This window comes from Terriglobales bacterium (assembly GCA_035573675.1).
In the GTDB taxonomy this organism is placed as follows: domain Bacteria; phylum Acidobacteriota; class Terriglobia; order Terriglobales; family Acidobacteriaceae; genus DATMAB01.
In genome coordinates, this window is sequence record DATMAB010000011.1 from 1 (window position 1) to 24,486 (window position 24,486).

The 24,486-nt window shown below is 66.2% G+C and carries 25 protein-coding genes; 16 read left to right on the forward strand and 9 right to left on the reverse strand.

What is annotated here, in order from left to right:
- From VNK82_03625 to hisC, 12 genes are all read left to right on the forward strand, one after another.
- Positions 1-348: hypothetical protein (locus VNK82_03625; GenBank protein HXE90034.1), on the forward strand; the 348-nt coding region annotated here is incomplete at its 5' end.
- A gap of 25 nt (positions 349-373) precedes the next feature.
- Complete coding sequence (gene rnc / locus VNK82_03630) at positions 374-1,156, forward strand: ribonuclease III (protein ID HXE90035.1); 783 nt, start codon at positions 374-376, stop codon at positions 1,154-1,156.
- Positions 1,153-1,908 carry a signal peptidase I gene (lepB, locus tag VNK82_03635; protein ID HXE90036.1) on the forward strand — a complete coding sequence of 252 codons (756 nt, stop codon included), beginning with the start codon at positions 1,153-1,155 and terminating at the stop codon, positions 1,906-1,908. The genes rnc and lepB (VNK82_03635) overlap by 4 nt, the downstream gene beginning before the upstream one ends.
- Before the next feature lie 42 nt (positions 1,909-1,950).
- Positions 1,951-2,703 (forward strand): signal peptidase I, encoded by a 753-nt coding sequence (gene lepB, locus VNK82_03640; GenBank protein ID HXE90037.1) that lies wholly within the window; start codon positions 1,951-1,953, stop codon positions 2,701-2,703.
- Positions 2,703-5,231, forward strand: a complete 2,529-nt coding sequence (locus VNK82_03645; GenBank protein HXE90038.1) for an AsmA family protein — start codon at positions 2,703-2,705, stop codon at positions 5,229-5,231. The genes lepB (VNK82_03640) and VNK82_03645 overlap by 1 nt, the downstream gene beginning before the upstream one ends.
- A gap of 128 nt (positions 5,232-5,359) precedes the next feature.
- Positions 5,360-6,172, forward strand: coding sequence for an acyltransferase (locus VNK82_03650; protein ID HXE90039.1), 813 nt, complete (start codon positions 5,360-5,362; stop codon positions 6,170-6,172).
- A gap of 61 nt (positions 6,173-6,233) precedes the next feature.
- Entirely contained in the window at positions 6,234-6,923 is a 690-nt protein-coding gene (locus tag VNK82_03655; protein HXE90040.1) for a site-2 protease family protein, read from the forward strand.
- Positions 6,920-7,981, forward strand: coding sequence for a tryptophan--tRNA ligase (gene trpS, locus VNK82_03660; GenBank protein HXE90041.1), 1,062 nt, complete (start codon positions 6,920-6,922; stop codon positions 7,979-7,981). Before VNK82_03655 ends, trpS begins: the two co-directional genes overlap by 4 nt.
- A 40-nt stretch (positions 7,982-8,021) precedes the next feature.
- Positions 8,022-8,840: a segregation/condensation protein A gene (locus tag VNK82_03665; protein HXE90042.1), complete on the forward strand. Its 819-nt coding sequence runs from the start codon at positions 8,022-8,024 to the stop codon at positions 8,838-8,840.
- A 161-nt stretch (positions 8,841-9,001) separates the two neighbouring features.
- Positions 9,002-9,667, forward strand: coding sequence for an SMC-Scp complex subunit ScpB (scpB, locus tag VNK82_03670; GenBank protein HXE90043.1), 666 nt, complete (start codon positions 9,002-9,004; stop codon positions 9,665-9,667).
- Between the two features lie 145 nt (positions 9,668-9,812).
- On the forward strand, positions 9,813-10,607 hold the full coding sequence (locus VNK82_03675; protein HXE90044.1) for a pseudouridine synthase: 795 nt from the start codon (positions 9,813-9,815) through the stop codon (positions 10,605-10,607).
- A 4-nt stretch (positions 10,608-10,611) separates the two neighbouring features.
- Positions 10,612-11,739, forward strand: coding sequence for a histidinol-phosphate transaminase (gene hisC / locus VNK82_03680; protein HXE90045.1), 1,128 nt, complete (start codon positions 10,612-10,614; stop codon positions 11,737-11,739).
- 359 nt (positions 11,740-12,098) lie between these two features.
- On the opposite strand, the gene VNK82_03685 is transcribed toward hisC, so the two are convergent.
- Positions 12,099-13,091 carry an ROK family protein gene (locus VNK82_03685; protein HXE90046.1) on the reverse strand — a complete coding sequence of 331 codons (993 nt, stop codon included), beginning with the start codon at positions 13,089-13,091 and terminating at the stop codon, positions 12,099-12,101.
- A gap of 323 nt (positions 13,092-13,414) precedes the next feature.
- Positions 13,415-14,299 carry a bifunctional DNA-formamidopyrimidine glycosylase/DNA-(apurinic or apyrimidinic site) lyase gene (gene mutM, locus VNK82_03690; protein ID HXE90047.1) on the reverse strand — a complete coding sequence of 295 codons (885 nt, stop codon included), beginning with the start codon at positions 14,297-14,299 and terminating at the stop codon, positions 13,415-13,417.
- A gap of 387 nt (positions 14,300-14,686) precedes the next feature.
- On the opposite strand from mutM, the gene VNK82_03695 reads away from it, so the two are divergent.
- Both VNK82_03695 and VNK82_03700 read left to right on the forward strand, forming a co-directional pair.
- A complete protein-coding gene (locus VNK82_03695) occupies positions 14,687-16,021 on the forward strand; it encodes an adenylosuccinate synthase (GenBank protein HXE90048.1) in 1,335 nt (444 codons plus the stop codon).
- Between the two features lie 6 nt (positions 16,022-16,027).
- Positions 16,028-16,312, forward strand: coding sequence for a putative quinol monooxygenase (locus VNK82_03700; GenBank protein ID HXE90049.1), 285 nt, complete (start codon positions 16,028-16,030; stop codon positions 16,310-16,312).
- A gap of 75 nt (positions 16,313-16,387) precedes the next feature.
- Here the strand turns inward: VNK82_03700 and VNK82_03705 are convergent, their stop codons facing one another.
- From VNK82_03705 to sucC, 4 genes are all read right to left on the reverse strand, one after another.
- The gene (locus tag VNK82_03705; GenBank protein ID HXE90050.1) at positions 16,388-16,576 is read right to left on the reverse strand and encodes a 2-hydroxymuconate tautomerase; all 189 of its coding nucleotides are present in this window, start codon (positions 16,574-16,576) and stop codon (positions 16,388-16,390) included.
- 56 nt (positions 16,577-16,632) lie between these two features.
- The gene (gene ndk, locus VNK82_03710) at positions 16,633-17,058 is read right to left on the reverse strand and encodes a nucleoside-diphosphate kinase (GenBank protein ID HXE90051.1); all 426 of its coding nucleotides are present in this window, start codon (positions 17,056-17,058) and stop codon (positions 16,633-16,635) included.
- Positions 17,059-17,134: 76 nt separating this feature from the next.
- Complete coding sequence (gene sucD / locus VNK82_03715) at positions 17,135-18,019, reverse strand: succinate--CoA ligase subunit alpha (GenBank protein ID HXE90052.1); 885 nt, start codon at positions 18,017-18,019, stop codon at positions 17,135-17,137.
- A 44-nt stretch (positions 18,020-18,063) separates the two neighbouring features.
- Positions 18,064-19,236: an ADP-forming succinate--CoA ligase subunit beta gene (sucC, locus tag VNK82_03720; protein ID HXE90053.1), complete on the reverse strand. Its 1,173-nt coding sequence runs from the start codon at positions 19,234-19,236 to the stop codon at positions 18,064-18,066.
- Positions 19,237-19,493: 257 nt separating this feature from the next.
- Between sucC and VNK82_03725 the strand changes: the two genes are divergently transcribed.
- Complete coding sequence (locus tag VNK82_03725; protein ID HXE90054.1) at positions 19,494-19,943, forward strand: PadR family transcriptional regulator; 450 nt, start codon at positions 19,494-19,496, stop codon at positions 19,941-19,943.
- Here the strand turns inward: VNK82_03725 and VNK82_03730 are convergent.
- The 3 genes from VNK82_03730 to VNK82_03740 are packed head-to-tail and all read right to left on the reverse strand — an operon-like array spanning position 19,906 to position 23,306.
- Positions 19,906-20,778 carry a M48 family metalloprotease gene (locus VNK82_03730; GenBank protein HXE90055.1) on the reverse strand — a complete coding sequence of 291 codons (873 nt, stop codon included), beginning with the start codon at positions 20,776-20,778 and terminating at the stop codon, positions 19,906-19,908. The two genes, VNK82_03725 and VNK82_03730, sit on opposite strands and share 38 nt — an antisense overlap.
- The gene (locus tag VNK82_03735) at positions 20,775-21,275 is read right to left on the reverse strand and encodes a hypothetical protein (protein HXE90056.1); all 501 of its coding nucleotides are present in this window, start codon (positions 21,273-21,275) and stop codon (positions 20,775-20,777) included. The genes VNK82_03730 and VNK82_03735 overlap by 4 nt, the downstream gene beginning before the upstream one ends.
- A gap of 42 nt (positions 21,276-21,317) precedes the next feature.
- The gene (locus VNK82_03740) at positions 21,318-23,306 is read right to left on the reverse strand and encodes an adenylate/guanylate cyclase domain-containing protein (GenBank protein ID HXE90057.1); all 1,989 of its coding nucleotides are present in this window, start codon (positions 23,304-23,306) and stop codon (positions 21,318-21,320) included.
- Positions 23,307-23,359: 53 nt separating this feature from the next.
- On the opposite strand from VNK82_03740, the gene trpD reads away from it, so the two are divergent.
- Entirely contained in the window at positions 23,360-24,457 is a 1,098-nt protein-coding gene (gene trpD / locus VNK82_03745; GenBank protein HXE90058.1) for an anthranilate phosphoribosyltransferase, read from the forward strand.
- The last annotated feature ends 29 nt before the right edge of the window (positions 24,458-24,486 follow it).

A 24,486-nucleotide genomic window follows, 5' to 3' on the forward strand; every position in this document is an offset into this window, starting at 1 on the left:
ACCGGCCTGGTGCTTGCGCCGAACGCCACCGAGGAACAGTACCAGATGATGAAAGGCGTTCTGCTGGGCGTGGCTCATGAGGCGATGGGCGTGGCCGAGACCATCCGCAAGAACGATGCCGCCGCCGAGCAGCACTTCCGCAAGGCGACCGAGGTCAACCAGGCCAACCCCGACGCGCTCACCTGGCTGCGGCTGGCGCTCGCTCTCGACCGTCAGAAGAAGTACGCCGAGGGCCTGAAGGCGGCCAGCCGCGCGGTGGAGATCGCCCAAGCGCAGGGCGGCGGCCAGGTGCACGAGATGGCCAAGCAGGAACAAGCGCGGCTGACGCAATTGATCGGCACGAAGTAAGGGCAACGGCCGACCCGGGTTGGCCATGAAAGCAGGGGAAATCACGGCGCTGGAGTCGGCGCTGGGGCATCGCTTCCGGCGCCGCGAACTGCTGGAGCAGGCGCTCACCCACGCCTCCTACGCGCACGAGGCGGAGTCGCGCGCTCCTTCCATGGGCGCGCCCGACAATGAGCAACTGGAATTCCTGGGCGATGCGGTTCTCGGTTTTCTGACCACCCAGGAGCTGTACCGGCGCTTTCCTGGCTTCCATGAGGGAGAGCTCTCCAAGATGCGCGCTCACATGGTGAGCGCCCAGCAACTGGTCCACGTAGCCAACGACCTGGATTTGGGCCGCTACTTGCGGCTGGGGCGAGGCGAGGAGAAGAGCGGCGGGCGCCACAAAGCCGCCCTCCTGGCCGACGCCCTGGAAGCGGTGCTGGCGGCGATGTACCTGGATGCCGGCCTGGCCAAGGCCGAAGAGTTCGTGGTGCAGCGGGTCGTGTTGCCGGCCCTGGCGCGCCTGGAGCGCGAAACCGGGGCTGGCCTGCCGCCCACGGATCACAAGTCCGCTCTGCAGGAGTTCCTGCAGGCCCAGGGTCGGCCGCACCCTCGCTACGTGCTGGTGGAGGAAACCGGACCCGACCATCGCAAAGTCTTCACGGTGGAGGTCCGCATCCAATCCGGCGGGCGCGGCGCGGCAACCGCCTTCCAGGCGGAAGGACCGAGCAAGAAGACGGCGGAACAGCGCGCCGCCCGCCTGGCGCTGGAGCACCTGGCCGCAGCGGCACAAGCCAGCCCAACCCGGCGCGCGGGCACGAGTTCCCGATGAGCGAGCAACCGCACACTCACGAAGAATCCAGGGCCAGCGGATGGCCGGGTTCGGTGCAGTCGCTGGCCGAGACGGTGGTGATCGCCATCTTCATCATCACCTTCCTAGTGCAGGCCTTCCAGATCCCTTCCGAGTCCATGGAAAACACGCTGCTGATCGGAGACTACCTGCTGGTGGACAAGGTGCATTTCGCCCAGGGCGGTCTGTGGGGAAACATCCTTCCGTACCGGCCGGTGAAGCGCGGCGACATCATCGTGTTCCGCTATCCGGTGCGGCCGACGGAGCACTTTGTCAAGCGGGTGGTCGCCGTGCCCGGCGACGAGGTGCGGCTGCACAACAAGCGGCTGCTGGTGAACGGCCAGCCGGTGCCCGAGGACTACGTGCTGCACAAGCTGCGCGGGCGCGACAGCTTCCGCGACAACTTCCCGGCCACGGACTTCTTCACCTCCAGCATCGATGCCGGCTGGTTCCAGGAGATGCGCGGGCGGATCCGCAACGGCGGCATCGTGGTGCCTCCGGGCAAGTACTTCGTGCTGGGCGACAATCGGGACGAGAGCCTGGACAGCCGCTACTGGGGATTCGTGCCGCGGGAGAACATCGTGGGCCGCCCCCTTCTCATCTACTGGTCGGTGAACGACAACGGCCAGGAACTGGCCGCGGTGCCCGATGGTACACTGTCTCGTCTTGCGTACGGGCTCGCTCACCTCTTCCAGAACACCCGCTGGGAACGGACCTTCCGCATCGTTCGTTAGGGGCGGCGAGCACTCCTGCAGCGGGCGGAGAATACAGGCACATTGAGCAAGAAGCAGAAGGAAGAAAAGCGGGGCGAAACCCCCATGGAGTTCGCCGGTTCGATGGCGGTCGTGCTGGTCACCGGCCTGTTCATCATCACCTTTATTTTCCAGGCCTTCGAGATACCTTCCAGCTCCATGGAGGAAACTTTGCTCATCGGCGACCACGTGTTTGTGGACCGGCTGGCGTACGCGCCGCCCACCCGGTGGGTGGGACCGTTGTTGCCCTACCGGGAGCTGCGGCGCCGTGACATCGTGGTGTTCCTGTCGCCGGCTGAATCCGGGCTCTACGTGGTGAAGCGCGTGATCGGCCTGCCGGGCGACCGCATCCGCCTGCAGAACGGCGTGGTCTACTTGAACGGTGTCCGGCAGGATGAGCCGTACGTCGTCCGCCACGGCGATTATCGTCCTTACCGGGACGACTTTCCGTCGGTCTCCATGCCCAGCGGCGCCACCACGCCGGAGTGGTACCTGGAGATGCCTTCGCACATCGACGGCGGCGAACTGGTGGTGCCCGAGGACCACTATTTCATGATGGGCGACAACCGGGACGCCAGCTACGACAGCCGCTTCTGGGGCTTTGTGCCGCGCGAGCACGTCATCGGCCGGCCCATGATCATCTATTGGTCCTTTGAGACGCCGCCCGGCCAGTACCTGAAGACGGCTCCCGGCGAGCGTCTGCGCTACCTGTTCCACGTCGTCATCCATTTCTTCGACCAGACGCGCTGGCGGCGGACTTTCCACGTGGTGCGCTGATGCCCGGCCAAAGCAAGCGACGGCGGCTGGCGCTCGGCCTGGCCGCGACAGCCCTGGCCGCATTGCTGCTGCCCCCCTACGTCAACGCCAACCGCTTCAAGGGACGGCTGGTGGCGGCGATGGAAGCGGCGCTGGGCCGCTCCGTCCGGGTGGATGAGATCCGCCTGCACCTGCTGCCGCGCCCGGGCTTCGACCTGCGCAATCTGGTGATCGGCGACGACCCGGCGTTCAGCGCGGAGCCCATGCTGCGCGCTGATGAGGTCACGGCCGCGCTGCGCCTGACCTCGCTCTGGCGCGGGCGCCTGGAAATCGCCCAGCTCAGCCTGGATTCGCCCAGCCTCAACCTGGTGCGTTCGCCCGAGGGCCGCTGGAACCTGGAAGCGCTGATGGCGCGCGCCGCCGAAACCCCTTCGGCGCCCACGGCGCTGCCTAGGCCCGAGAGCCGGCCGCGCTTCCCCTACATCGAGGCGGAGAACGGCCGCATCAACTTCAAGCTCGGACAGGAAAAAAAAGCGCTGGCCCTGGCCGACGCCGACTTCGCCCTGTGGCTGGAATCCGAAAAGGAGTGGGGCATGCGCTTGGAGGCGCGCCCGGTGCGCACCGATATGAACCTGGGCGACACCGGCGAGCTTCGCATTGCGGGCACGTTAGGACGCGCCGCTGCGCCGGGTGAGCGTCCGCTGCGTCTTTCCGTCCGGCTGGAAAAAGCGCAACTGGGCCAGCTCTCGGCACTCATCTGGGGGCGGGACCGCGGCTGGCGCGGCGCCCTCGACGCGCGCGCCTCTTTCGCCGGAACGCCCAACCATCTGCGCCTGGGCGCGGAAGCCGAACTGCGCGACTTCCGCCGCTATGACATCGTAGCCGGCGAGGGGCTGCGCGGGCGTGTGCGCTGTTCGGCCGCATACCGCGGCGCTTCCGATACGCTCAGCGACGTGGACTGCCTGGCCCCGGTGGGAGAGGGCGACATCGCCGTGCGCGGCATGGTGGGCGGGCTCTTCGGTGAGCGCCGCTACGACCTGAGTCTCGCCGCCCGCGGAGTGCCCGCCGCTTCCCTGGCGCAGGTCCTGCGCCGCGCCAAACGCGACTTGCCGGGTGATTTCGCGGCCGCCGGCGAACTGAACGCCGCTTTCACCCTGCGCTCTTCGGAGGAATCCGGCCTGCCGTCGTGGGCCGGCGGGGGCTCCATAGCCGGACTGCGGGTGCGCTCCGCGCTGCTCGACCCCGAACTCTCCGTTCCGGATGTGCGTTTCCTGGTGGAGAACCCGGCGCCGCCGAAACCCACCCTCCGCACGCGGGCTGCGCGCACCGACATTGTTTCCGAACCGCGGCTCAGCCTGCAGCCGCTGCTCATGAATCTCGGCGGGGGAGCGCCGGTCGAGGTGGCAGGATTCTTCTCCGCGTCCGGATACCGGGTGAGTGTGCGGGGCATGGCCGACATTACGCGGCTCACACGCGTGGCCCGTGCCTTCGGGGTGGAGGCCCCCCTGCTCGATGCCAGCGGATCGGCGCGCGTGGACCTGGCAGCCGCCGGGCCGTGGGCGGAGTTCGCACCTGCCACGGTGACGGGAACGGCGCAGGTGCGCCGCGTCACCCTGCGGCTGAGCGGGATCGCTGAACCCGTGGAAGTGTCTGCGGCCGACCTGCGGCTCTCGCCTGAGACGGTGGAACTGCGGCATCTCGCGCTTTCCGTCCCAGCGGCGCGTCTGAGCCTGACCGGCGAAGCCAGCCGCAGCCGCAACTGTGAACCCGGCTGCCCGGTGCGCTTCACGCTCCACGCTCCCGACATCGCTTTCGACGAATTGAACCGCCTGTTGAACCCGCAGGTCCATCAGAGGCGCTGGTTCCAGTTCGGCGGACAGCGGGAAGAACCGAGCGTCTTTTCCGATCTGAGTGCCCAGGGCCGCATCACGGCGGGCCGCGTGCTGATCAAGTCGGTGGCTGCGCAACGCGTGAGCGTGACCGCTCGCCTGGCCGGGGGCCGGCTCGAGCTCGAGGAACTGCGTGGCGAACTGCTGGGCGGGCGCCACGAGGGCGTCTGGCACGCCGACTTCACCGGACCCCAGCCGCTCTACTCGGCGGCGGGCCGACTCACCGGAATCGCACTCGAGCAGGTAGGCCGCCTGATGCACGACCCCTGGGCGACCGGGCACGTCTCGGCCCGTTACGAGCTGACCACGGCCGGCAGCGCCGCGCCCGCGCTGGTGCAATCCGCGTCCGGAGAAGTGGAGTTCGACTGGCGTGACGGCGCGATGGCGCGGCTGCTTCTGCCCGCCTCCCCGGCTCCCATGCGGCTGCGGCGATTCACAGGAAAGCTGGCATTACGCGACGGCATTCTCACGTTCCCCGAAGCCCAGCTCGAAACCGCCGGCGGTACCTACACGGTGACCGGCACGGCGTCATTGGCGCGCCAGCTCGACCTGCGGCTCGTCCGGGACGAGGCCCACGGCTTCGCGGTCACCGGCACGCTGGCCGCGCCGCGCGTGGCTCCGCTGCCCGTGCCCGCCACCCGGGCTGCTGTGCTGCCCTAGCGGGTTTGGACTTCGGCCCCGCCTCCAGTAGCCTGCTTATCGCCTGTCGCCTGTGCCTTCCCAGCTAAGGCAACCCAATCCGGCGCCCTCCCGCACTTTGTTATTCTTGAGGTTTTGGGAGAAACGCCATGCCTCGCTTCGAGTACCGCGACCTCCATCCCACGCCGGATGCCGAGAAGCTCTTCCTCGAGTGGATCGAGCGGCTGGACGCCGAGTTCATCAACCGGGACCACCAGCATCGCAGCCAGGTTGTCCGCGACGCGCTGCACCAGCTTTACCTGGGCCGGCCCTACGAGCCGCCGGACCCCGGAGCGCCGCTGGCCCAGCAGGCCCTGGTGCATTCGTTCGATCCGCGCAACGCCACGCTGGAGCCGGAGTACTACGGCGACGTGGACGCGGCCAGGTACGCCGAGCGCAAGCCGCTCATCTGGTTCTGGATGATGTTCGACCGCTCCCCCGTGGGCCTGAACCACTGGCTGGGCTTCCGCGTGCGCGCCATGCTGGCGCGCCACGTCTTCAAGCACTGCGGCAAGAACGTGAAGATCTTCCACGGCGTCGAGGTCTCGTTCGGCTATAACCTCACCGTGGAGGACAACTGCACCATCCACAAGTACGTGCTGCTCGACGACCGCGGCGAGATCGTCATTCATCAGGGATGCTCCATCTCCGACTACGCCAACGTGTATTCGCACGCCCATGACCTGAATGACGGCATGATCGTCACCAACCACCGCACCGAGATCGGACCGCGCGCCCGCATCACCTACCACGCCACCGTCCTGAGCGGCGTGCGCGTGGGCGAGCACGGCATCGTGGGCTCGCTCGGGGTCGCCGCCAAGGATGTCGATCCGTACCACGTCACCGCCGGCATCCCCGCCAAGACCATCAAGGTGAAGTCCATCGCCCCTGAGGAGGTGCGCAAAGCGGCGGGCAAGACGTGAGGATCGGTCCGTCGGGCCGTCCGCTCATCCCCAGGCTGCGTGGTATCCTCACTTGGCCATCATGAATCTTGAGCAAGTCGGCATCGTCTTCCAGATCATCGTGTTCCTGTTCGCCATCAGCTTTCATGAGTCGGCGCATGCCTTCACGGCCTGGAAGTGCGGTGATCCGACCGCCTACATGCTGGGACGCGTGACCCTCAACCCGTTGAAACATATCGACCCGGTGGGTACGGTGATTCTCCCCGGAATCGCCCTGCTGACCGGCCTGCCCGTCATCGGCTGGGCCAAGCCTACGCCCGTGAACCCGCTCAACTTCAAGAACGAGGTGCGGGATGACATCCTCACCTCGGTCGCCGGCCCCATCAGCAATGTCCTGGTGGCCGCCGGCGCGGTGACCATGATGGCCGGCATCGGGTTCCTTTCCGCCGACGGCCGCAACCTGGTGCGCGGACTGGCCGGCGACTTCCCCATTTCAGTGGCGCAGACGTCGCTGTGGGTGCCGGTCGTCGTGCTGCTCTACCAGGCGATGCTGATCAACCTGCTGCTGGCGGTGTTCAACCTCATCCCCATCCCGCCGCTGGATGGCAGCCACGTGCTCCGCCACCTCCTGCCCGATTCGCTGCGCCAGATCTACGACGCCCTCGGCTGGGTCGGCCTGGTGCTGCTGTTCCTGGTCGGCGGAAGGATCGTGTTCACGCTGTTGCGACCCGTGCTGCGCTTCTTTGACGCGCTCCTGCTCCTGCTCGTATGACACCGGCCAACAAGAACCGCAAGCGTCCCCGCGTGCTCAGCGGCATGCGTCCCACCGGCAAGCTGCACCTGGGCAACTTTGTGGGCGCGCTGGATAACTGGGTCCGCCTGCAGAAGGATTACGACTGCTTCTTTTTCGTGGCCGACTGGCATGCGCTCACGACCGACTACGCCGATACCTCCCAGGTGAAGCGCAATTCGGTGGAGGTGCTGCTGGACTGGCTGGCCGCCGGCCTCGATCCCAAGCAGTGCACCATGTTCATCCAGTCGCACGTGCCGCAGCACGCCGAGCTGCACCTGCTGTTCTCCATGATTACCCCGCTGGGCTGGCTGGAGCGCGTCCCGACCTACAAGGAGCAGCGGGAGAACATCCGCGACAAGGACCTCTCGACCTACGGCTTCCTCGGCTACCCGCTGCTGCAGTCCGCCGACATCCTCATCTACCAGGCCGACTACGTGCCCGTGGGCGAAGACCAGGCGCCGCACATCGAGCTCACGCGCGAGGTCGCGCGCCGCTTCAACGCTTTCTACGGCGGCAAGCGCGGCTGGTCGTTCCCCGAGCCCCAGACGCTGTTCACGCCCTCACCCAAGCTGCCCGGCACCGACGGCCGCAAGATGTCGAAGTCCTACGACAACGTCATCCTGATGACTGAGCCGGAAGATTCGCTGCGCGCCAAGCTCAAGACCATGGTCACCGATCCGGCGCGGGTGCGCCGCAGCGATCCCGGCAATCCCGACGTCTGCCCGGTGGGCGATCTGCACAAGCTGTTCAGCTCGCAGGAGACCCTGGCCAAGGTCTACGAAGGCTGCCGCTCCGCGGGCATCGGCTGCATCGAGTGCAAGGCGTGGGCCGCGGACGCGCTCGTGCAGGTGCTGGCGCCCATGCAGGAGCGCCGCCGCAAATACGAAGAAAAGCCGCGCCTCGCCTGGGACATCCTGGAGGAAGGTTCCACCCGCGCCGCGCGCGCCGCCGAGGCCACCATGCAGCAGGTGCGCGCCGCCATGGGCATGTCGCCGGAGTACGAACCTCCGGATTCCGGCAAGACAGCGGGCAAATAATGCCGGCACGCCGGCCACGAATCACCCTACAATGAACCGGATGCCCGAGCCGCCCGAATCCACGCCCCGCCCGCCCGCCGAAGCCAGCGATTTCCCGTTCGCGGTGACCATCGGGCAGGTGTACGACGGCCCGCTCGACCTGCTGCTCGACCTCATCCGCAAGCAGGACATCAACATCTATGACATCCCCATCGCGCAGATCACCGCGCAGTATCTCGCCTACGTCGAGCAGATGAAGCAGCTCGACGTGAACGTGGCTGCGGAGTTCATCTACATGGCGGCCATGCTCATCCACATCAAGTCGCGGATGCTGCTGCCGCGCGATCCCAACGCGCCCCCGGAGGAGCAGGAAGACCCGCGCGCCGAGCTGGTCTATCGCCTGCTCGAGCATGAAAAGTTCAAGACCGCGGCGCAGATGCTTCTGCAGAAGCAGCAGATCGAAAGCGCCACCTGGTCGAACCCGGCGCAGAAGGACTTCGAGGAAGCCGAGGGCACGGAGCCGGAACTGGCCGCCGACGTCGTGGACCTGGTGCGCACGTTTCAGACCATCCTCGAACGCGCCCGCAATCGCCCCGTGCTGGAAGTGGACGAGGACGCGGTCACGGTCTCGCAGATGATCGACTACCTGCGCCGCCGCCTGCTGCTCGAAGACCGCGCCCTGCGCCTTACCAGCCTGCTGCAGCCGCTGCGCTCGCGCAAGGCTCTGGTCTGCGCGTTCCTGGCGCTCTTGGAACTGGTCCGCCTGCAGGCCATCCTGCTGCGCCAGGACCGCACTTTCGGCGAGATCTACGTGAAGAAGCACGAGATGTTCGACACCGTGCTCAGCGACGGCGCCGCCGTGCGCGACGATTGGAGGTAAAGAGCGTGCCGCGGATCAACGCGGAGGAACACGGATTTGGAAAGCATGCATGGTAAGGAAAACCAAACTGCCGTCATCCTGAGCGCAGGAGGGCTCCCGCGCGCATTCACCAGCGCGGGAAACCGGAGCGAAGGACCTGGGTTTTCGGCAGGGAGAACCGATTGAGCCTGAAATCCGAAATCGAAGCCATCATTTACGCCGCCGAAGAACCGGTGACCCTGGACCAGATGGTCGCCGTGCTCAAGGACCAGCCGACCGCCCGCGCCGCGCCGGACGCGGCCGCTCTCCGCGCCGAGATCCGCCGCGCGGTCGAGGAGTTGATGGCCGAGTACGCCGCCGCCGATCGCGGCATGGAGATCCGCCAGGTCGCGGGCGGCTACAAGATGTCCACCCGGCCTGAGCACCATGACGTGGTGCGCGCCTTCGTCAAGAACCTGAAGCCGCCGGTGCGCCTCTCGCTACCGGCGCTCGAAACACTTTCCGTCATCGCCTACAAGCAACCCGTCACCGTACCCGAGATCAACGAGATCCGCGGCGTGGACTCTTCCGGCGTCATTGCCACGCTGCTCGACCGCAAGCTCATCACCACCGCTGGGCGGAAGGCGGTGGTCGGCCGCCCTATCCTCTATCGCACCACCAAGGAGTTCCTGTTGCGCTTCGGCCTCCAGGACGTGAGCGAACTCCCCAGCCTCAAGGAGTTCGAAGAAGTCACCGGCCAGGCCGTGCAGGCGGATTTGTTCGCTACTCCCTCCGCCGTCGCCGACGCCACCGGCGTCCCCGATGCGGAGGAAGCGCCCGCCGAAAGCACCACCACGCCAGATTCATAAAGAGCTCACATTACAAGGACAAGGAGGGCCGTCATCCTGAGCGACGGAGGGATCCCGCGCGAACTCGCCAGCGCAGGAAACCCGAGCGAAGGATCTAGGTTTGCTTTCCTGCGTGACCTCATCCGGTGTGGTAAAACCAACCTCGATGCCCGCTATCCGCCTGCAGAAAATCATCGCCGCCGCCGGCGTAGCTTCACGCCGCAAGGCTGAGGAACTGATCACGCAGGGCCGCGTGCAGGTGAACGGAAAGGTCGTGACCGAACTGGGCGCTAGGGCCGACCCGGAACGTGACCACATCCGTGTGAATGGCAAGCTGCTGCGTGCCGCCCAGCGCCACGTCTATCTGTTGCTGAACAAACCGCGGGGCTACGTCACTACGGCCAGCGACCCCGAGGGCCGTCCCACGGTGCTCGACCTGGTGCGCGGCGCCGGCGTGCGCGTCTTCCCCGTCGGCCGCCTCGACTACTCGAGCGAAGGCCTGCTGCTCCTCACCAACGACGGTGAACTCGCCAACCTCCTGACGCGGACGGCTTCCCACGTCCCCAAGACCTATCTGGTCAAGGTCAGCAAGAAGCCCGGCGAGGAAGCCCTCGCCCGCCTGCGCTCCGGTGTGCGCATAGGAGGCGCGCACGACCCGGTGCGCTCCGGCCGCAGGCTGCCTGCGGTCACCACCGCGCCGGCGCGCATCAAGCTGCTGCATGACGCGCCCAATCCCTGGTTCGAGGTCACGCTCATCGAAGGACGCAACCGGCAGATCCGCCGCATGTTCGAGGCCATCGGCCATCACGTGGAGAAGATCCGCCGCGTCAAATACGGCCCGCTCGAGCTGGATGTCCCCCCGGGAGCGGTGCGTCCGCTCACGCCCGCTGAGGTCGCCCGCCTGCGCGCCGCCGCCTCCGGCCGGTTCCAAGCGCCCCGCGCTCGTGATACAAAAGACTGAGCCCATGGCCTCCATCGAAGACTTTCTCCCCGAGCACATCCGCGCCCTGGCGCAATACATCCCCGGCAAGCCCATCCGGCAGGCGGAACGCGAAAGCGGCGTGGCCTGCATCAAGCTGTCGTCCAACGAAAACCCGCTGGGCCCTTCGCCGCGCGCCGTAGAAGCGATGCGCCGCGCGCTGGCGGAAGTGAACTACTACCCGGATAACGACGCCTCCGAGCTTCGCTTCCGCCTGGCCCTGCGCCATGATGTGGCCGTCGAGCAGGTCATCGTTGCGGATGGCTCCACCGCCCTCATTGACCTGCTGGCGCGCGCCCTGCTCGCGCCCGGACGCAACGCCGTCACCAGCGAGCGCTCCTTCATCGTCTATCCCATTGCGGTGCGCGCCGCCGGCGGCACGCTGATCCAGGTGCCCATGCGCGACCATGCCTTCGACCTCGAGGCCATCGCCCGCGCCATCACCCGCGACACGCGCCTCATCTTCCTGGCCAATCCCAACAATCCCACGGGCACGCTGTTCGATGCCGCCGCCACCGACGCTTTCCTGGCGCGCGTGCCTGACGACGTCCTGGTGATCCTCGACGAAGCCTACTGTGACTACGCCACGGATTACGCGCGCTCGCGCGGCATCGAATATTCGCACTCGCTGGACTACGTGCGTGGCGGACGCAACCTGATGGTGCTGCGCACCTTCTCCAAGGCCCACGGCCTGGCCGGCGCTCGTGTCGGTTACGGCTTTGGTCCGCCCCGCCTCATCGAATACCTCTCCCGCCTGCGCACTGCGTTTTCTGTTTCCGCGGTGGCCGAAGCCGGCGCGCTGGCCGCGCTGGACGATGAAGCCCACATCCGTCGCTCCCTGGAGATGAACGCCAGCGGCGCCGCCTGGCTCGGCCAGAAGTTCCGCGAGCTCGGCATCCGCTTCGTCCCCACCACCGCCAACTTCATCTACTTCGATCCCGGCGAAGACGCTGCCGCGCTCGCCCGCCGCCTGCAGGCGGAAGGCGTCATCGTGCGCCCGCTCACGGTTTGGGGCGCGCCCACCGCCTTGCGCGTCACCATCGGCACCCCGGAGATGAATGAAAAGTTCGTTTCCGCGCTCAAGAAGGTGATGGAGCGCGCGCCGGTTCGGTAGTTCTCACCGCCGGGATCGCAGAGAACGCGGAGGAAAATTACAGCTTCTAGCTTCTAGAAGCCGTCTGGCTCTGTTGCATCCTGCTTTGAAAGGGCGCGGCTTCAGCCGCGCCATGGGGCGGCCCCCAATGAATTGTCATCCCCAGGGCCCGCGCGGGAGCGACGCGGACCGAGCGGGCCCAAGGGACCTTCCCTCTTGTTCCTGGCACTGAAATTGCGAGCTTCCCCGGCTCCAGTCGCGAAGCGACGGCAACTCGATAGCCCAGCACGTAAGTGCCGGGTAAGAGGCAACCCAGCACCCGAGTGCCGTAGGCACGGCACAGGCGAAGCATCCCTCCCCGGTCTCTGCGTTGAACGGGTTTACCTCCCCTGCATATGCTGCTCGTATTCCGCCGGAAGCATCGGCAAACGCGCCGCTCCGATCAATCCGGCGTCGCTCCCCAACTCCGCCCGGCGGATCTCGGTCCGCCGCCGCGTTTTCCCGCCCTCCGGCGCCGTTGCCGCATACACGAATGAACGCTTCTTCACTTCCTCGAACATCGCGGGCGAGAAAGCTTCCCATGCGCCCGCCACGCCGCCGCCGATCACGTACATGGGCAGGTTGAGCGCGTTCACCAGGTCCCCGATCAGCACGCCCAGCATGCGGCCTACGGTGTCGAAAATCCCCTGTGCCTGCTTGTCTCCGTGCTGTGCCTGCTCGAACACCGCCCGGGCGGTCCGCTGCGCCTTCCCGGTTTTGCCGCGCGCCTCTCCGAGCACTTCCCGTGCCATGCGCTCCACGGCGCTGGCCGAGGCATACTGCTCGATGCAGCCGCGGTTGCCGCAACCGCAGGGGACACCGTCCGGCACCACCGTGATGTGGCCCAGTTCGCCGGCCATGCCCGTCATGCCGTGCCAGATGCGACCGCCCAGCACGATCCCGCCGCCTACGCCGGTGCCCAGCGTGATCATGCACATGTCGGGGAAGCCGCGGGCGGCGCCCATCCAGGCTTCACCCAGCGCGGCGCAGTTGGCGTCGTTCTCCAGCACCACGCGCGTCGTCAGGCGCCGTTCGATCTCGTCGCGCACCGGGTAGTCGTGCCAGCCCGGCAGATTCGGCGACTCGTACAACATGCCGGTCTCCAGATCGATGATGCCAGGCACCCCGATGCCGATCCCAACCAGCCTCTTCCCGCTGCCGACCTCCGCCGTCAGCCGGCTGATGGCGCCGCACATCTCGTCGAGCACCGAATCGCGACCGCGCGCCACCTCCGTGCCGGTCGCCATCTTCTCCAGCACACGGCCGTCTTCGGACACCGCGGCAATGCGCAGGTTCGTCCCGCCCAAATCCACGCCGATGGCGAAGGAAGACATGTGACGAAGGAGACTACCACGATGACGGGAGAGAATTGTGGAATTGCGGAATTGCCGAATTGCCGAATTGACCATCGCCTCAAGAGCGTGCGTGAGAAAACCTTCGGGCTTTCGAGGTGGCCCAAAGCTGTCATTTTCCAGCCCGCAAGGGCGGCATTCGTTAGCCCAGCACAGAAGTGCTGGGGAGAGAGTGGAAGATGAACGAGCCTCGTAGGGGCGGCATACCAGTTCTCCAACACCTCTTTAAGGCCTGAAAAGTAATTCCTCGATTGGCGGGAACGGTCTTATCGATTCGACAATGCGACAATTCGTAAATCCGACAATCACCTCTGGCATTCCGGGCAATAATGCGCGCTTCTCCCCGCCAGCACCACCCGCTTGATCGGCGTCGTGCACACGAAGCACGGTTCGCCCTCACGCCCGTAGACGCGGTGCTCGAACTGGAACGAACCGGGATCGCCCTCCGAGTCCACGTAGTCGGAGATGGACGAGCCCCCGGCTGCAATGGCCTCGTTCAGCACCTGCTGCAGCGCCTCGTACAGCCGCCGCAGGTCGTCGCGCGTGAGCCGCGCCGCCCGCCTCCGCGGGCGCAGCCCGGCGCGGAACAGCGACTCGTCGGCGTAGATGTTGCCCACGCCCCGCAGCAGTTTCTGATTCAGGAGCGCGTTCTTGATGGGCGTGCGCCGCCCGCGGAACAGTCCGGCGAACAGCTCGAAGCCGATGTCCAGCGGCTCGACGCCCGTCCCGTCGAAGCGTTCCGCCACCGCCAGCCGCCCGAACCGCCGCGGATCTACGAAGCGCAACTCGCGCCCCGAGACCAGCCGCACGATGGCGTGCGTGTGCCGCTCCACTTCGGCCTCCGCCGGCACCACCAGCAGCTTGCCGGTCATCCCCAGATGCACGATGAACTGCTTATGCGACGTTTCCCTTTGCCTTGGCTCTTGCTCTCGCCTTTGACGTTGCCCTTGCTTGCGACCGAGGGCTGACGACTGAGGGCTGGTTTCCTGCCGGCGTAGCTCGAAGACAATGTGCTTCCCCACCCGCCGCACGCCCGCGATGCGCGCGTCGCGCAACGTCTCCACAATCCGCCGGGCCGGTGATTTCAACGGTTCCGGCTTTTCGCCGAGCCACACCGATTCGATGGCGTCGCCGGTCACGCGCTGCGCCAGCCCGCGCGCAATGGTCTCGACTTCCGGAAGCTCAGGCATGGAAGAACAGTGGTCAGTTGTCAGTGGCCAGTGGTCAGTTGCTGGTTGCCAGTACGCACAACTCGCCACTCGCCGCTCACGCGTCAGTCATCGATTCTCTCATGTGCTCGCCCTACGTAGCGCCGGCGGCTCGCCGGCTGTCCGCGCGGGCACCTTGCCCGCGCGAACGTAAGCCGCTGGGAATCGTCCCACCAGGCCCACGTTCACTGGGCGCTTTCAATTCGTAAATTCGACAATCCGAAAATCCCTCGGATTCTCTTGGCCGCTCACAGGCCCATGGTTTATCATTCCTCGGCACACGACGTTCCCGTCTTTCCCCTTGCATCCCAAGATTCCGCTCGACCTGACGGGCAAGATGTGTGCGGATTCCGACTGGCAACTCGCGTTATGAGCAGAGGAAGAACCGCGGTCATCGTCGGCGCCCAGTGGGGCGATGAGGGTAAAGGCAAGATCGTCGACGTGCTCTCCGAGCGCTTCGACGTCGTGGCCCGTTACGCCGGAGGCCACAATGCTGGCCACACCGTCCTCATCCGCGGCAGGAAGTTCATCCTGCAACTGGTGCCCTGCGGCATACTGCGGCCCGGCTGCAAGGGCGTCATCGGCAACGGCGTGGTGCTCGATCCCATCGCGTTTCTGCGCGAAGTGGCCGCGCTGCGCGAGGCCGGCGTCCAGGTGGACGGCAACCTGTTCGTCTCCAGCCGCGCGCACGTCATCCTGCCCTACCACCGCATGATGGAGCTGGCTTCGGAGAACGCTCCCGGGCGCGTGAAGATCGGCACCACCTCGCGCGGCATCGGGCCGTCGTATGAGGACAAGGCGGGCCGTCGCGGCCTGCGCGTCGCCGACCTGCTCGACTCCGCCCTGCTCAAGACGCACATCGAGAACGCATGCCAGGAAAAGAACATGATCGCGCATGCGCTCTTCAACTCCGAGCCGCTCGATCCCGACAAGATGTATGCCGAGTACGCCGCCGCCGCGCAGCAGATCGCGCCCTTCGTCGCCGATACCACCATGCTGCTGAACACCGCCATCCGCGACGGCAAGGCCGTGCTCTTCGAGGGCGCGCAAGGCACCATGCTCGATATCGACCACGGCACCTATCCGTTCGTCACTTCGTCGAGCGCCACCTCGGGCGGCGCGGTCATCGGCACCGGGGTCGCGCCCACCGCCATCTCCACCGTCATCGGCGTGACCAAGGCCTACTGCACGCGCGTGGGCGGCGGCCCCTTTCCTACCGAACTCGCGGGCGAGGCCGGCGACCGTCTGCGCAGCCGCGGCAACGAATACGGCGCCGTCACCGGCCGTCCCCGCCGCTGCGGCTGGATCGACCTGCCGCTGCTGCGCTACGCCGTCATGATCAACGGAATCGAATCGCTGGTCGTCACCAAGCTCGATGTGCTGGACGACCTGGCGGAGATCCCCGTGTGCGTCGGCTACAAGATCAATGGCAAGAAGACCGCGGAAGTGCCTTCCCAAGCCGCGGGCTTCGAAAAGATCGAGTGCGTGTACAAAACGCTTCCCGGATGGCAGAAGCCGACCTCGGGTGCGCGCAGTATGGAAAAGCTCCCGGCTCAGGCCCGCGCCTACCTGGAATTCCTGGAGAAAGAAAGCGGGGCGCGCCTCGGCATGGTCTCCACCGGCCCCGAGCGCGAGCAGACCATCTTCGCTGAAGGCTTCCTGGAAACGCCCGGCGGCGCGCCGAAGACCGCCCGGCGCGCATAGGAACCCATGGTCATCCTGGTCGTCGCCTGGACCGCCAAACCCGGCAAAGAGGAAGAGGTCGCGCGGCTGTTCCGCGCCCTGCAGGAAGAGTCACGCAAGGAACCCGGCTGCCTGCTCTATGTCGCGCAGCGCCACCGCGATGACCCCGCCCGCTTCCTGGTCTACGAACAATATAAGGACGACGCCGCACTCGAGGCCCATCGCACCACCCGGCATTTTCTCGAGATTGCCCGCGGCGAACTGCCCAAGCTCGCCGACCGCACGGAAGCCAACCTCTATTCGCCGCTCTAGACGCTCCTTGGTGCGCCCTTCGTGCCTGAAGCCTGCCCTGAGTGAAGCCGAAGGGTGGCGAGCTTTGTTATGAATCTACTTGCGGTCCGCGATCAGCACGCCACCACGCGCAAAATCTTCCTTCTCCACTTCGACGATCGCCACCGACACCGCCTCGCGCGCCGCGCCCGCCTCTTCCACCAGCGCATCGGTCACGCGCGCCACTAACTTGCGCTTTTGCTCGAGCGTGCGGCCCTTCAGGAAAGTGATCTCAACGTGCGGCATGGTGACTTACCTCTCGAATGATCCGCGTCCGTCCGCGTTGATCCGCGGCGAAAGAACTATCGCGCCAGCTCGTATCCCGCGAAGAAGTAGCTCAGCTCGAAGCGGGCCGTGTCCTCGGCGTCGGAGCCGTGGATGGCGTTGTGCTCGATGTTCGCCGCCCATTTCTTGCGGATGGTGCCTTCCTTGGCGTGGGCCGGGTTGGTAGCGCCCATGATCTCGCGCAGGTCGGCGATGGCGTTCTCCTTCTCCAGCGCCAGCACCACGATGGGCCCGCTGGACATGAACCGGGTCAGCGAATCGTAGAAGGGCTTGCCCGCGTGCACCGCGTAGAAGCCCTCGGCCTGCTCCTTGGTGATTTCAATCATCTTCATGCCGATGATGCGGAAGCCCCGGGCCTCGAGCGTGCCCAGAATGTCGCCCACCGCGTTTTTCCCTACGGCGTCGGGCTTGATGATGGAAAGCGTGCGTTCCAGCGTCTTCATGCGGTCGCTAACTCCTTGAAGTCACGAGGCTAAATCTAAAAGATATAGAAAATGTTCTACGTGGAACAATGTGCAACTAGCGGCGCGCCCCGGCGCCCACCGCTTCCGCCACCGCCTGGCCGATGTCGGCGGGGGAGCGGGCCACGCGGATGCCCGCCGCCTCCAGCGCCTTCATCTTCTCCGCCGCCGTGCCGTGGCCGCCGGAGATGATGGCGCCGGCGTGCCCCATGCGGCGGCCGGGCGGCGCCGTCTGCCCGGCGACGAACGACACCACCGGCTTCTTCACTTCCCGGCGGATGAACTCGGCGGCCTGCTCCTCGGCGTTGCCGCCGATCTCGCCGATCATCACCATGGCCTCCGTCTGCGGGTCTTCGTTGAACAGGCGTAGGGCGTCCACGAAGTTGGTGCCGATGATGGGATCGCCGCCGATGCCGATGGCGGTGGACTGCCCGATGCCGCGCAGCGTGAGCTGATGCACGGCCTCATAGGTCAGCGTGCCGGAGCGCGACACGATGCCGACCGAGCCTTCGCGGTGGATGTGTCCCGGCATGATGCCGATCTTGCATTTGCCGGGCGAGATGATGCCGGGGCAGTTGGGCCCGATGAGCCGTGAGCGCCGCGTCTTGAGGAAGTCCCAGGCGCGCACCATGTCGAGCGTGGGGATGCCCTCGGTGATGCAGACGATGAGCGGCAGGCCGGCGTCGGCCGCTTCCATGATGGCATCGGCAGCGAACGGGGGCGGCACGAAGATGACGCTGACGTTCGCCCCGGTCTTCTCCACCGCCTCGGCCACGGTGTTGAACACCGGCCAGCCCTCGTGCGTGGTGCCGCCCTTGCCGGGCGTCACGCCGCCGACCACCTGCGTGCCGTAGGCGGCGCAGGCCTTGGCGTGGAACGTGCCTTCGCGGCCGGTGAGGCCCTGCACGATCAGGCGCGTCGACTTGTCGACGAGAATGCTCATGCGCTCTCTGCTATCCGCTTTCCGCTCTCCGAAAAATCCATACCCTACGCTCGTGCGGCCGCAACGACTTTCTCCGCGGCATCTTTCATGGTTTCGGCGACGATGAAGTTCAGGCCGGACTGCTGCAGGATCTTGCGGCCTTCTTCGACGTTGGTGCCTTCGAGGCGCAGCACTACCGGCAGCGCAATCCTGGTTTTCTTGGCGGCTTCGACGACGCCGGTGGCCAGGGTATCCACGCGCAGGATGCCGCCGAAAATATTGATGAGCACGGCGCGCACGTTCTTGTCGCTCAGCAGGATCTCGAAGGCGTGGGTGACCTGCTCGGCGTTGGCGCCGCCGCCCACGTCGAGGAAATTGGCGGGAGCGCCGCCGGCGTACTTGATGATGTCCATGGTGGCCATGGCGAGGCCTGCGCCGTTCACCATGCAGCCGACGTTGCCGTCGAGCTTGATGTAGTTCAGGCCGTACTTCGAGGCTTCGACTTCGAGCGGGTCTTCCTCGTCGGTGTCGCGCAGTTCCTTCAGGTCCTTGTGGCGGAACAGGGCGTTGTCGTCGAAGTTGAACTTGGCGTCGAGCGCGAGGAGGCGGCCGTCTTTCGTGACCACGAACGGATTGATCTCCGCCAGCGAAGCGTCGGTGGCCTCGAAGGCGCGCCACAAGCCGGTGAGGAAGCGCACGGCGTCATGGAGCTGCTCCGGCTTGAGCCCGAGGCCGAAAGCGAGTCGCCGCGCCTGGAACGGCTGCAATCCCATGCCGGTGTCGATGTGCTCTTTGAGAATCGCCGCGGGATTCTCCGCCGCCACCTGCTCGATCTCCATGCCGCCGGAAGCGGAAGCCATGAACACGGGCCGCGCCGCCGCGCGGTCAATCACAATGCCAAGATAGAGTTCGCGTTCGATGGGCAAGGTCTCTTCGATGAGCAGACGCTTGACGATGCGGCCCTCGGGCCCGGTCTGATGCGTGATGAGCCGCATGCCGAGGATGCGGCCCGCGACCTCCGCGGCTTCTTCCGGAGAACGGGCCACCTTGACGCCGCCGCCCTTGCCGCGGCCGCCGGCGTGGATCTGCGCCTTGACCACGACCGCCTCGGCGCCGGTTGCCATCAGGTTCTTGGCGGCGACGAAGGCTTCATCCTGGGTGACGGCGACCTCGCCGCGTGGCACGGCCACGCCGTGCTTCGCGAGGATCGCCTTGCCCTGGTACTCGTGGATTTTCATGGATGCGATCGGTGGAACGCGCGCACAGACGGCACGCGGCGGCCTGCGCGAAAACAGTGATTGTAAAGGGACGCGCGGGAATGGGCAAACGCGTCACCTACCCGGCGGCGACAACGGGAGCCGCAAGGGCGCCTCTCGAGGACGTGTACCCACGTACGCGCCCAGAAGCGGGGCGCGAACGTGGGGGCACCGTCCACCAATCCTTGTGGCACATGTAACACTGGACAACCATATACATCGTATTACATAGTATCTCCATGGCGGCTGCCGAGCGTGCCCGGACCGATGCAACCGGGAAGTGGGAGGTGCAACTGCGCAAGGGGTGCCTGGAACTGGCCATCCTGGCCAGTCTGTGGGGCGGCAAGCTTTACGGTTTGGAGATTCTAAGGCGTCTGGAAAACGGTTCGGGCCTGGTGGTGGCCGAAGGCACCGTGTATCCCCTGCTCAGCCGGCTTAAGGCGGAAGGACTGCTCGATTCCGAATGGGTGGAGGCCGAAGCGGGACACCCGCGGAAGTATTACCGGCTTACCCCCTTGGGCAGAAAGCGGGCTGCGGAAATGGCGCGTGTGTGGTCGGAATTCGCAAGCAGCGTGGAGGATCTGGTGGCGCCGCTGCAGAAAAGAAAAGAGAACGTGGTATCGGGAGTCGCGCTGGCTGAGTCAAGACGTCTTAGTTTCCACCCGGTGGCGTCGTTCCTCCGAAGTTGACGTTGGCCGTGAAGCGCTCTTCGAGCGTCTGGCCGGTGTCGCCGAATTCGGGCAGGATCCTCTCCAGGCGCGCGATGCGTTCAGCGAAGGGCGGATGGGTGGAGCCACCCCAGAGACCGAGGCGCTGCTGGTTGGCCGGGTTCTGCTGTGCGGCGGCCAGCACCACCAGGAAATCCCGCAGACCGCTTGGACGGTAGCCGGCCAAGGCGGCGAGCTGCGTACCCTTGCGGTCGGCTTCGTCTTCCTTGTCCTGCGAGTAGCGCGTGGTGACCACTTCGGTGAACATCTCCTGCGCGAGCTGGCGCAGCTCGGAAGGACCGGGGATGAACGCGGTACCTTCCTGCGTGAGCCACTGCGTAGTCTTCTTGGCGCGAATCTGCTTTTCGAGATGGCGGCCGTCGACGTGCGCGACTTCGTGGGCGAGGACTCCGGCGAGCTCGGCTTCGCTTTTCATGTTGGCCAGGGCGCCGCGGGTGATGAAGACGAAGCCGCCGGGCAGGGCGAAGGCGCTGAGGATGTCGCGATCGAGGACGGCAAAGTGGTAGGTCATGCGGCGGGGCGCGTTACGCGCCACGGTGTTGCCCACCAGGTTGACGTACTTCACCATTTCCTCGTTCTCGTAGAGCCCGAAGACGTTGATGACTTTGGCGGCGGTGGCTTCGCCGAAGGCGATCTCCTGTTCCATGGTCCAGGGTTGATTGATGTCCTGCGCCTTCCTGGCCCTCTCCGTGGCCTTAGTGACGCCGCTCGGAATGCGCGGAAATTGCGCGAGCGCGGGCAGGCAGGCGTTCAGCAGGAGCAGTACGCAGAATGCGCGGTTGAGCCGGCGCGTCATGGCCTCTTCTCCTCTTGTGTGGCGGCGTCCTGCCGCGATGCGATGACCTCCTCGCCGCGCGGGCGGTTCCGACCCTGCTTGCCGGGCGGAGGCTTGAGCTGGCCTTCTTCGCGGAAGTAGTCGAGCTCACCGGTATCGACCGAGTAAGTGGAGAGCTGCTTGGCCTTGCGGACGTCTTCCCCGCTGGGAGCGGCCGCCATCATCTCTTTGTTCACCTGCCCGTTGGGATCGATGCCGTTGAAGCCCAGGGTGGCCTGGTCCTTGGTCTGGCTGGAGGACTTGAGGCCGAGCTTTCCCTTGAAGAGCGGCTCTTCTTCCTTGCTCTCGGTGCCCTCTTTTCCCTTGCCTTCCTCCGGCTTGCCCTTTTCCTGCTGGCCGGGCTTCTGCGACTGGCCTTTGGCTTGTCCCTTGCCTTGGGGCATGGGCAGAGCGGCGGCATACGCCAGCAGACAAAGGACGGCGAGGGTTGCAATCAGGTATGTGGAGCGGTTGGACATGGTTCGCGTTTGTCCTCTGAAGCTTTCCGCTGGCCCACCTTCCTAGTCGGCGGCGGCGGCCTCCGGGGCGAGACCCTGCAGCTCGTAAATCTGCGTCTCGACGGTCTTGCCCTTGACCTTCACGCCGCCCAGGGGCCGCACGCGCGCCAGGTCGCCCAGGCGCTCGCGCGTGAACTCGGAGATGATAATCGAAGTCCCGAAATCCTTGTTCTGTCCTTCGAGGCGCGCGGCCAGGTTCACCGGGTCGCCGATGACGGTGAATTCTACCTTGCGGCCGCTGCCAACGTTACCAAAAACCACCTCGCCCGTGTTCAGGCCGATGCCGATGGCGATGGAGTTGCGCCCCTGGGCAGCCCAGTTGCGGTTGAGTTCTTCCAAGCGCTCCAGCATCTCGAGAGACGCGCGGGACGCCAGCAGCGCATGGTTCTTGCCGGGCGTGAACGCGCCCCAGTAGGCCATGATGCCGTCGCCGATGAACTTATCCACCACGCCGTCGTGCTTGAAGATGATCTCGGTCATGGCCTCCAGGTATTCGTTCAGCAGGGTGATGAGCTCGGTGGGATCGGACTTTTCGGTCAGCGTGGTGAAGTTGCGCACGTCGGAGAACAGGATGGTGAGCTCGCGCTTCTGGCCGCCGAGTTGCACCGTCTCGAGGTTCTCGAGCACGTAGTCGACGAGCTGGGGGGAGATGTAGCGGTCGAGCGTGCCGCGAGTGCGGCGCAGTTCGCGCCCCACGGTGGCGTAGCGGATGGTCGAGGCGGAAATGTAGGAAAGCGCGAGAGCCGCGACGGGCGCGATGAGCGGAAGCCACAGGTGCCCGCGGCTGAAAGCCAGCCAGGCGGCCAGGGTCCACAGGGCGAGGACGCCGACCGCCGCTGCCGCACCCCAAAGACCCGACGCAATGCGGATGGAGAGCATGGTGCCAACGGCGACCAGCAGGGCCACAGCGAGGGGCAGCAACCATCGCGGGGACAAACGGATTCCGTCGCCGCGCAGCAGGTTATCGATGGCCGTAGCGTGCACGAAGAATCCGGGGTCCTGCTCGGCGAAGGGCGTCGGACGCACGTCATAGGAACCGGCGGCGCTGGCCCCGACGATCACAATCTTGTTGTTGAAGAAGTCGGACGAAAACCTCTCTACCTCCGGAGGACACTGGTCCGGGTAGATGGAGCAGACGATCTGCCAGATGGGAATGCGCCGATAGGCGGCGCGCGCCGGGCCTTTGCCGTCGGGATCGGCGGCGGGCCCATGCCAGAGGAGCAGCAAGTTGCCCTGCCCGTCCAGCGGAACTTGGGGCAGGGTCGCGCCGCCAGCGGCCAGCTCCGCCGTGCGGAGAGCAAAAGAAGGATACGTGCGCTCGCCGAAGCGAAAGGCGGGCGGCGTACGTCGGAGGGTGGCGTCGGCGTCCGGCACGGAGTTGATGCAGCCCAGACCTGCGGCAGCAGCGCCGATCTCTTCCAGCGGCACGTTGGCGGTGTATTGGGCGCGATCCAGCAAGTAGCCTTCGCCTGCTGGACGCGCTTCGCGCTCCAGCACTTTGAGCTTGCGGGCTTCGGCTTCCTGGTCCGAGCGATCCACGGAAGCCCGGCTGAAGTTGAATGACGTCACGACGTTGGCCGCGGCTTCGATGGCTGCGGCGAGTTGCGCGTCAATCTCGGGCTGATTCTCGGTCGCCCCGGCGAAGATGATGTCGAAGGCGACGACGCGAGGCTTGCCCTTGGAGACGTAGCGAAGGGTGGTGGTCCAGACGCGGCGGGTCCAGGGCCAGCGGCCGAGCTGCTCGGTGAGGGCGTCGAAGCTGGCGTTATCCACGTCGATGATGACGATGGAGGGATCGGCGCGCGCGGGATCGGCGGCGGAACGAACACGCAGGTCGTAGGTGATGGCTTCCAGGCGGTCGAATGCTCCGGCGTAGGCGAGCGTCAGGATCAGCGCGGCAACCGCGGCGGCCGCGAGCCAGGCGTCGCGAACAAAGCGAGCGCGGGTTTTCGAGGGGCTGCCGGAAGCCGCCATGGCGGAAGGAATCGACAAGAGGGTACACGAAATTTGAAGGCGTGGCAGCGGTTGCGTTAACGTGGCCGCCCATGATCGTCGAGGCCCTGGAGCGGATCGGCCGGCGCGAGTCTGTCTCGAGAGGCGAAGCGCGCGCGCTGATGGCGGAAGTGCTGGCGGGCACGGCCACGCACGATCAGATCAGGGCGCTGCTGGTAGGGCTGAACGAGAAGGGCGAGACAGTCGAGGAACTCGTGGGCTTCGCCGAGGCCATGCGCGCGGCGGCCACGCCGCTGGAGGTGGCGACGCGAGCCCGCCGGCGGATCGCCGAGCCTATCGGCGCCGATTGGGGCGATACCATCGCGGGGGCGCTGGCCTCCAGGCTCCCTGACCGCATGCCGCTGGTGGATACATGCGGCACGGGCGGCGATGCCACCGGCACGTTCAACATCTCCACCGCCGCGGCACTGGTGGCGGCGGGCGCCGGGGTGCGGGTGGCCAAGCACGGCAACCGCAGCATCAGTTCGCGATGCGGCTCGGCGGACGTGATGGAAGCGCTGGGCGTGAAGCTGGAGCTGCCGCCGGAGCGTCTGGCAGCCTGCCTGGAGGAGGTGGGCATCGCGTTCCTCTATGCACCCGCATTACACACGGCCATGAAGCACGTACAGCCGGTGCGGCGCGAACTACGCATGCGTACCGTCTTCAACCTGCTGGGGCCGCTGACCAACCCGGCGGGCGCCGAAGTGCAGGTGGTCGGCGTCTATTCCGATGCGCTGGTGGAAAAACTGGCTGAGGCGCTGGCCATGCTCGGTTTGCGCCGCGGGCTGGTGGTACACGGGAGCGACGGCCTGGACGAAATCACCATCACCGGGCCGACGCAGGTGGCCGAAGTTGCGCGCGGCCAGGTGCAGAGGTACGAAGTCACGCCGGAGGAGTTCGGGCTGCAGCGGGCTTCGCTTGCCGAGATCAGCGGTGGGGATGCGGCGGACAACGCGCGCATCATCCGCGAGGTTCTAAGCGGAGAGAAATCGCCGCGGCGAGACGTGGTGCTGCTGAACGCGGCGGCGACGCTGATGGTCGCGGAGCGCGCTGCTACGATTCGTGAGGGACTGCCACTGGCGGCGGAGGCGGTCGATTCGGGAAGAGCGAGGCGGAAGCTCGAGGAGTTGGTGAGGTTCACAAACACCTAGACTCGAAAGGAGAAAGCTATGTGCACGCG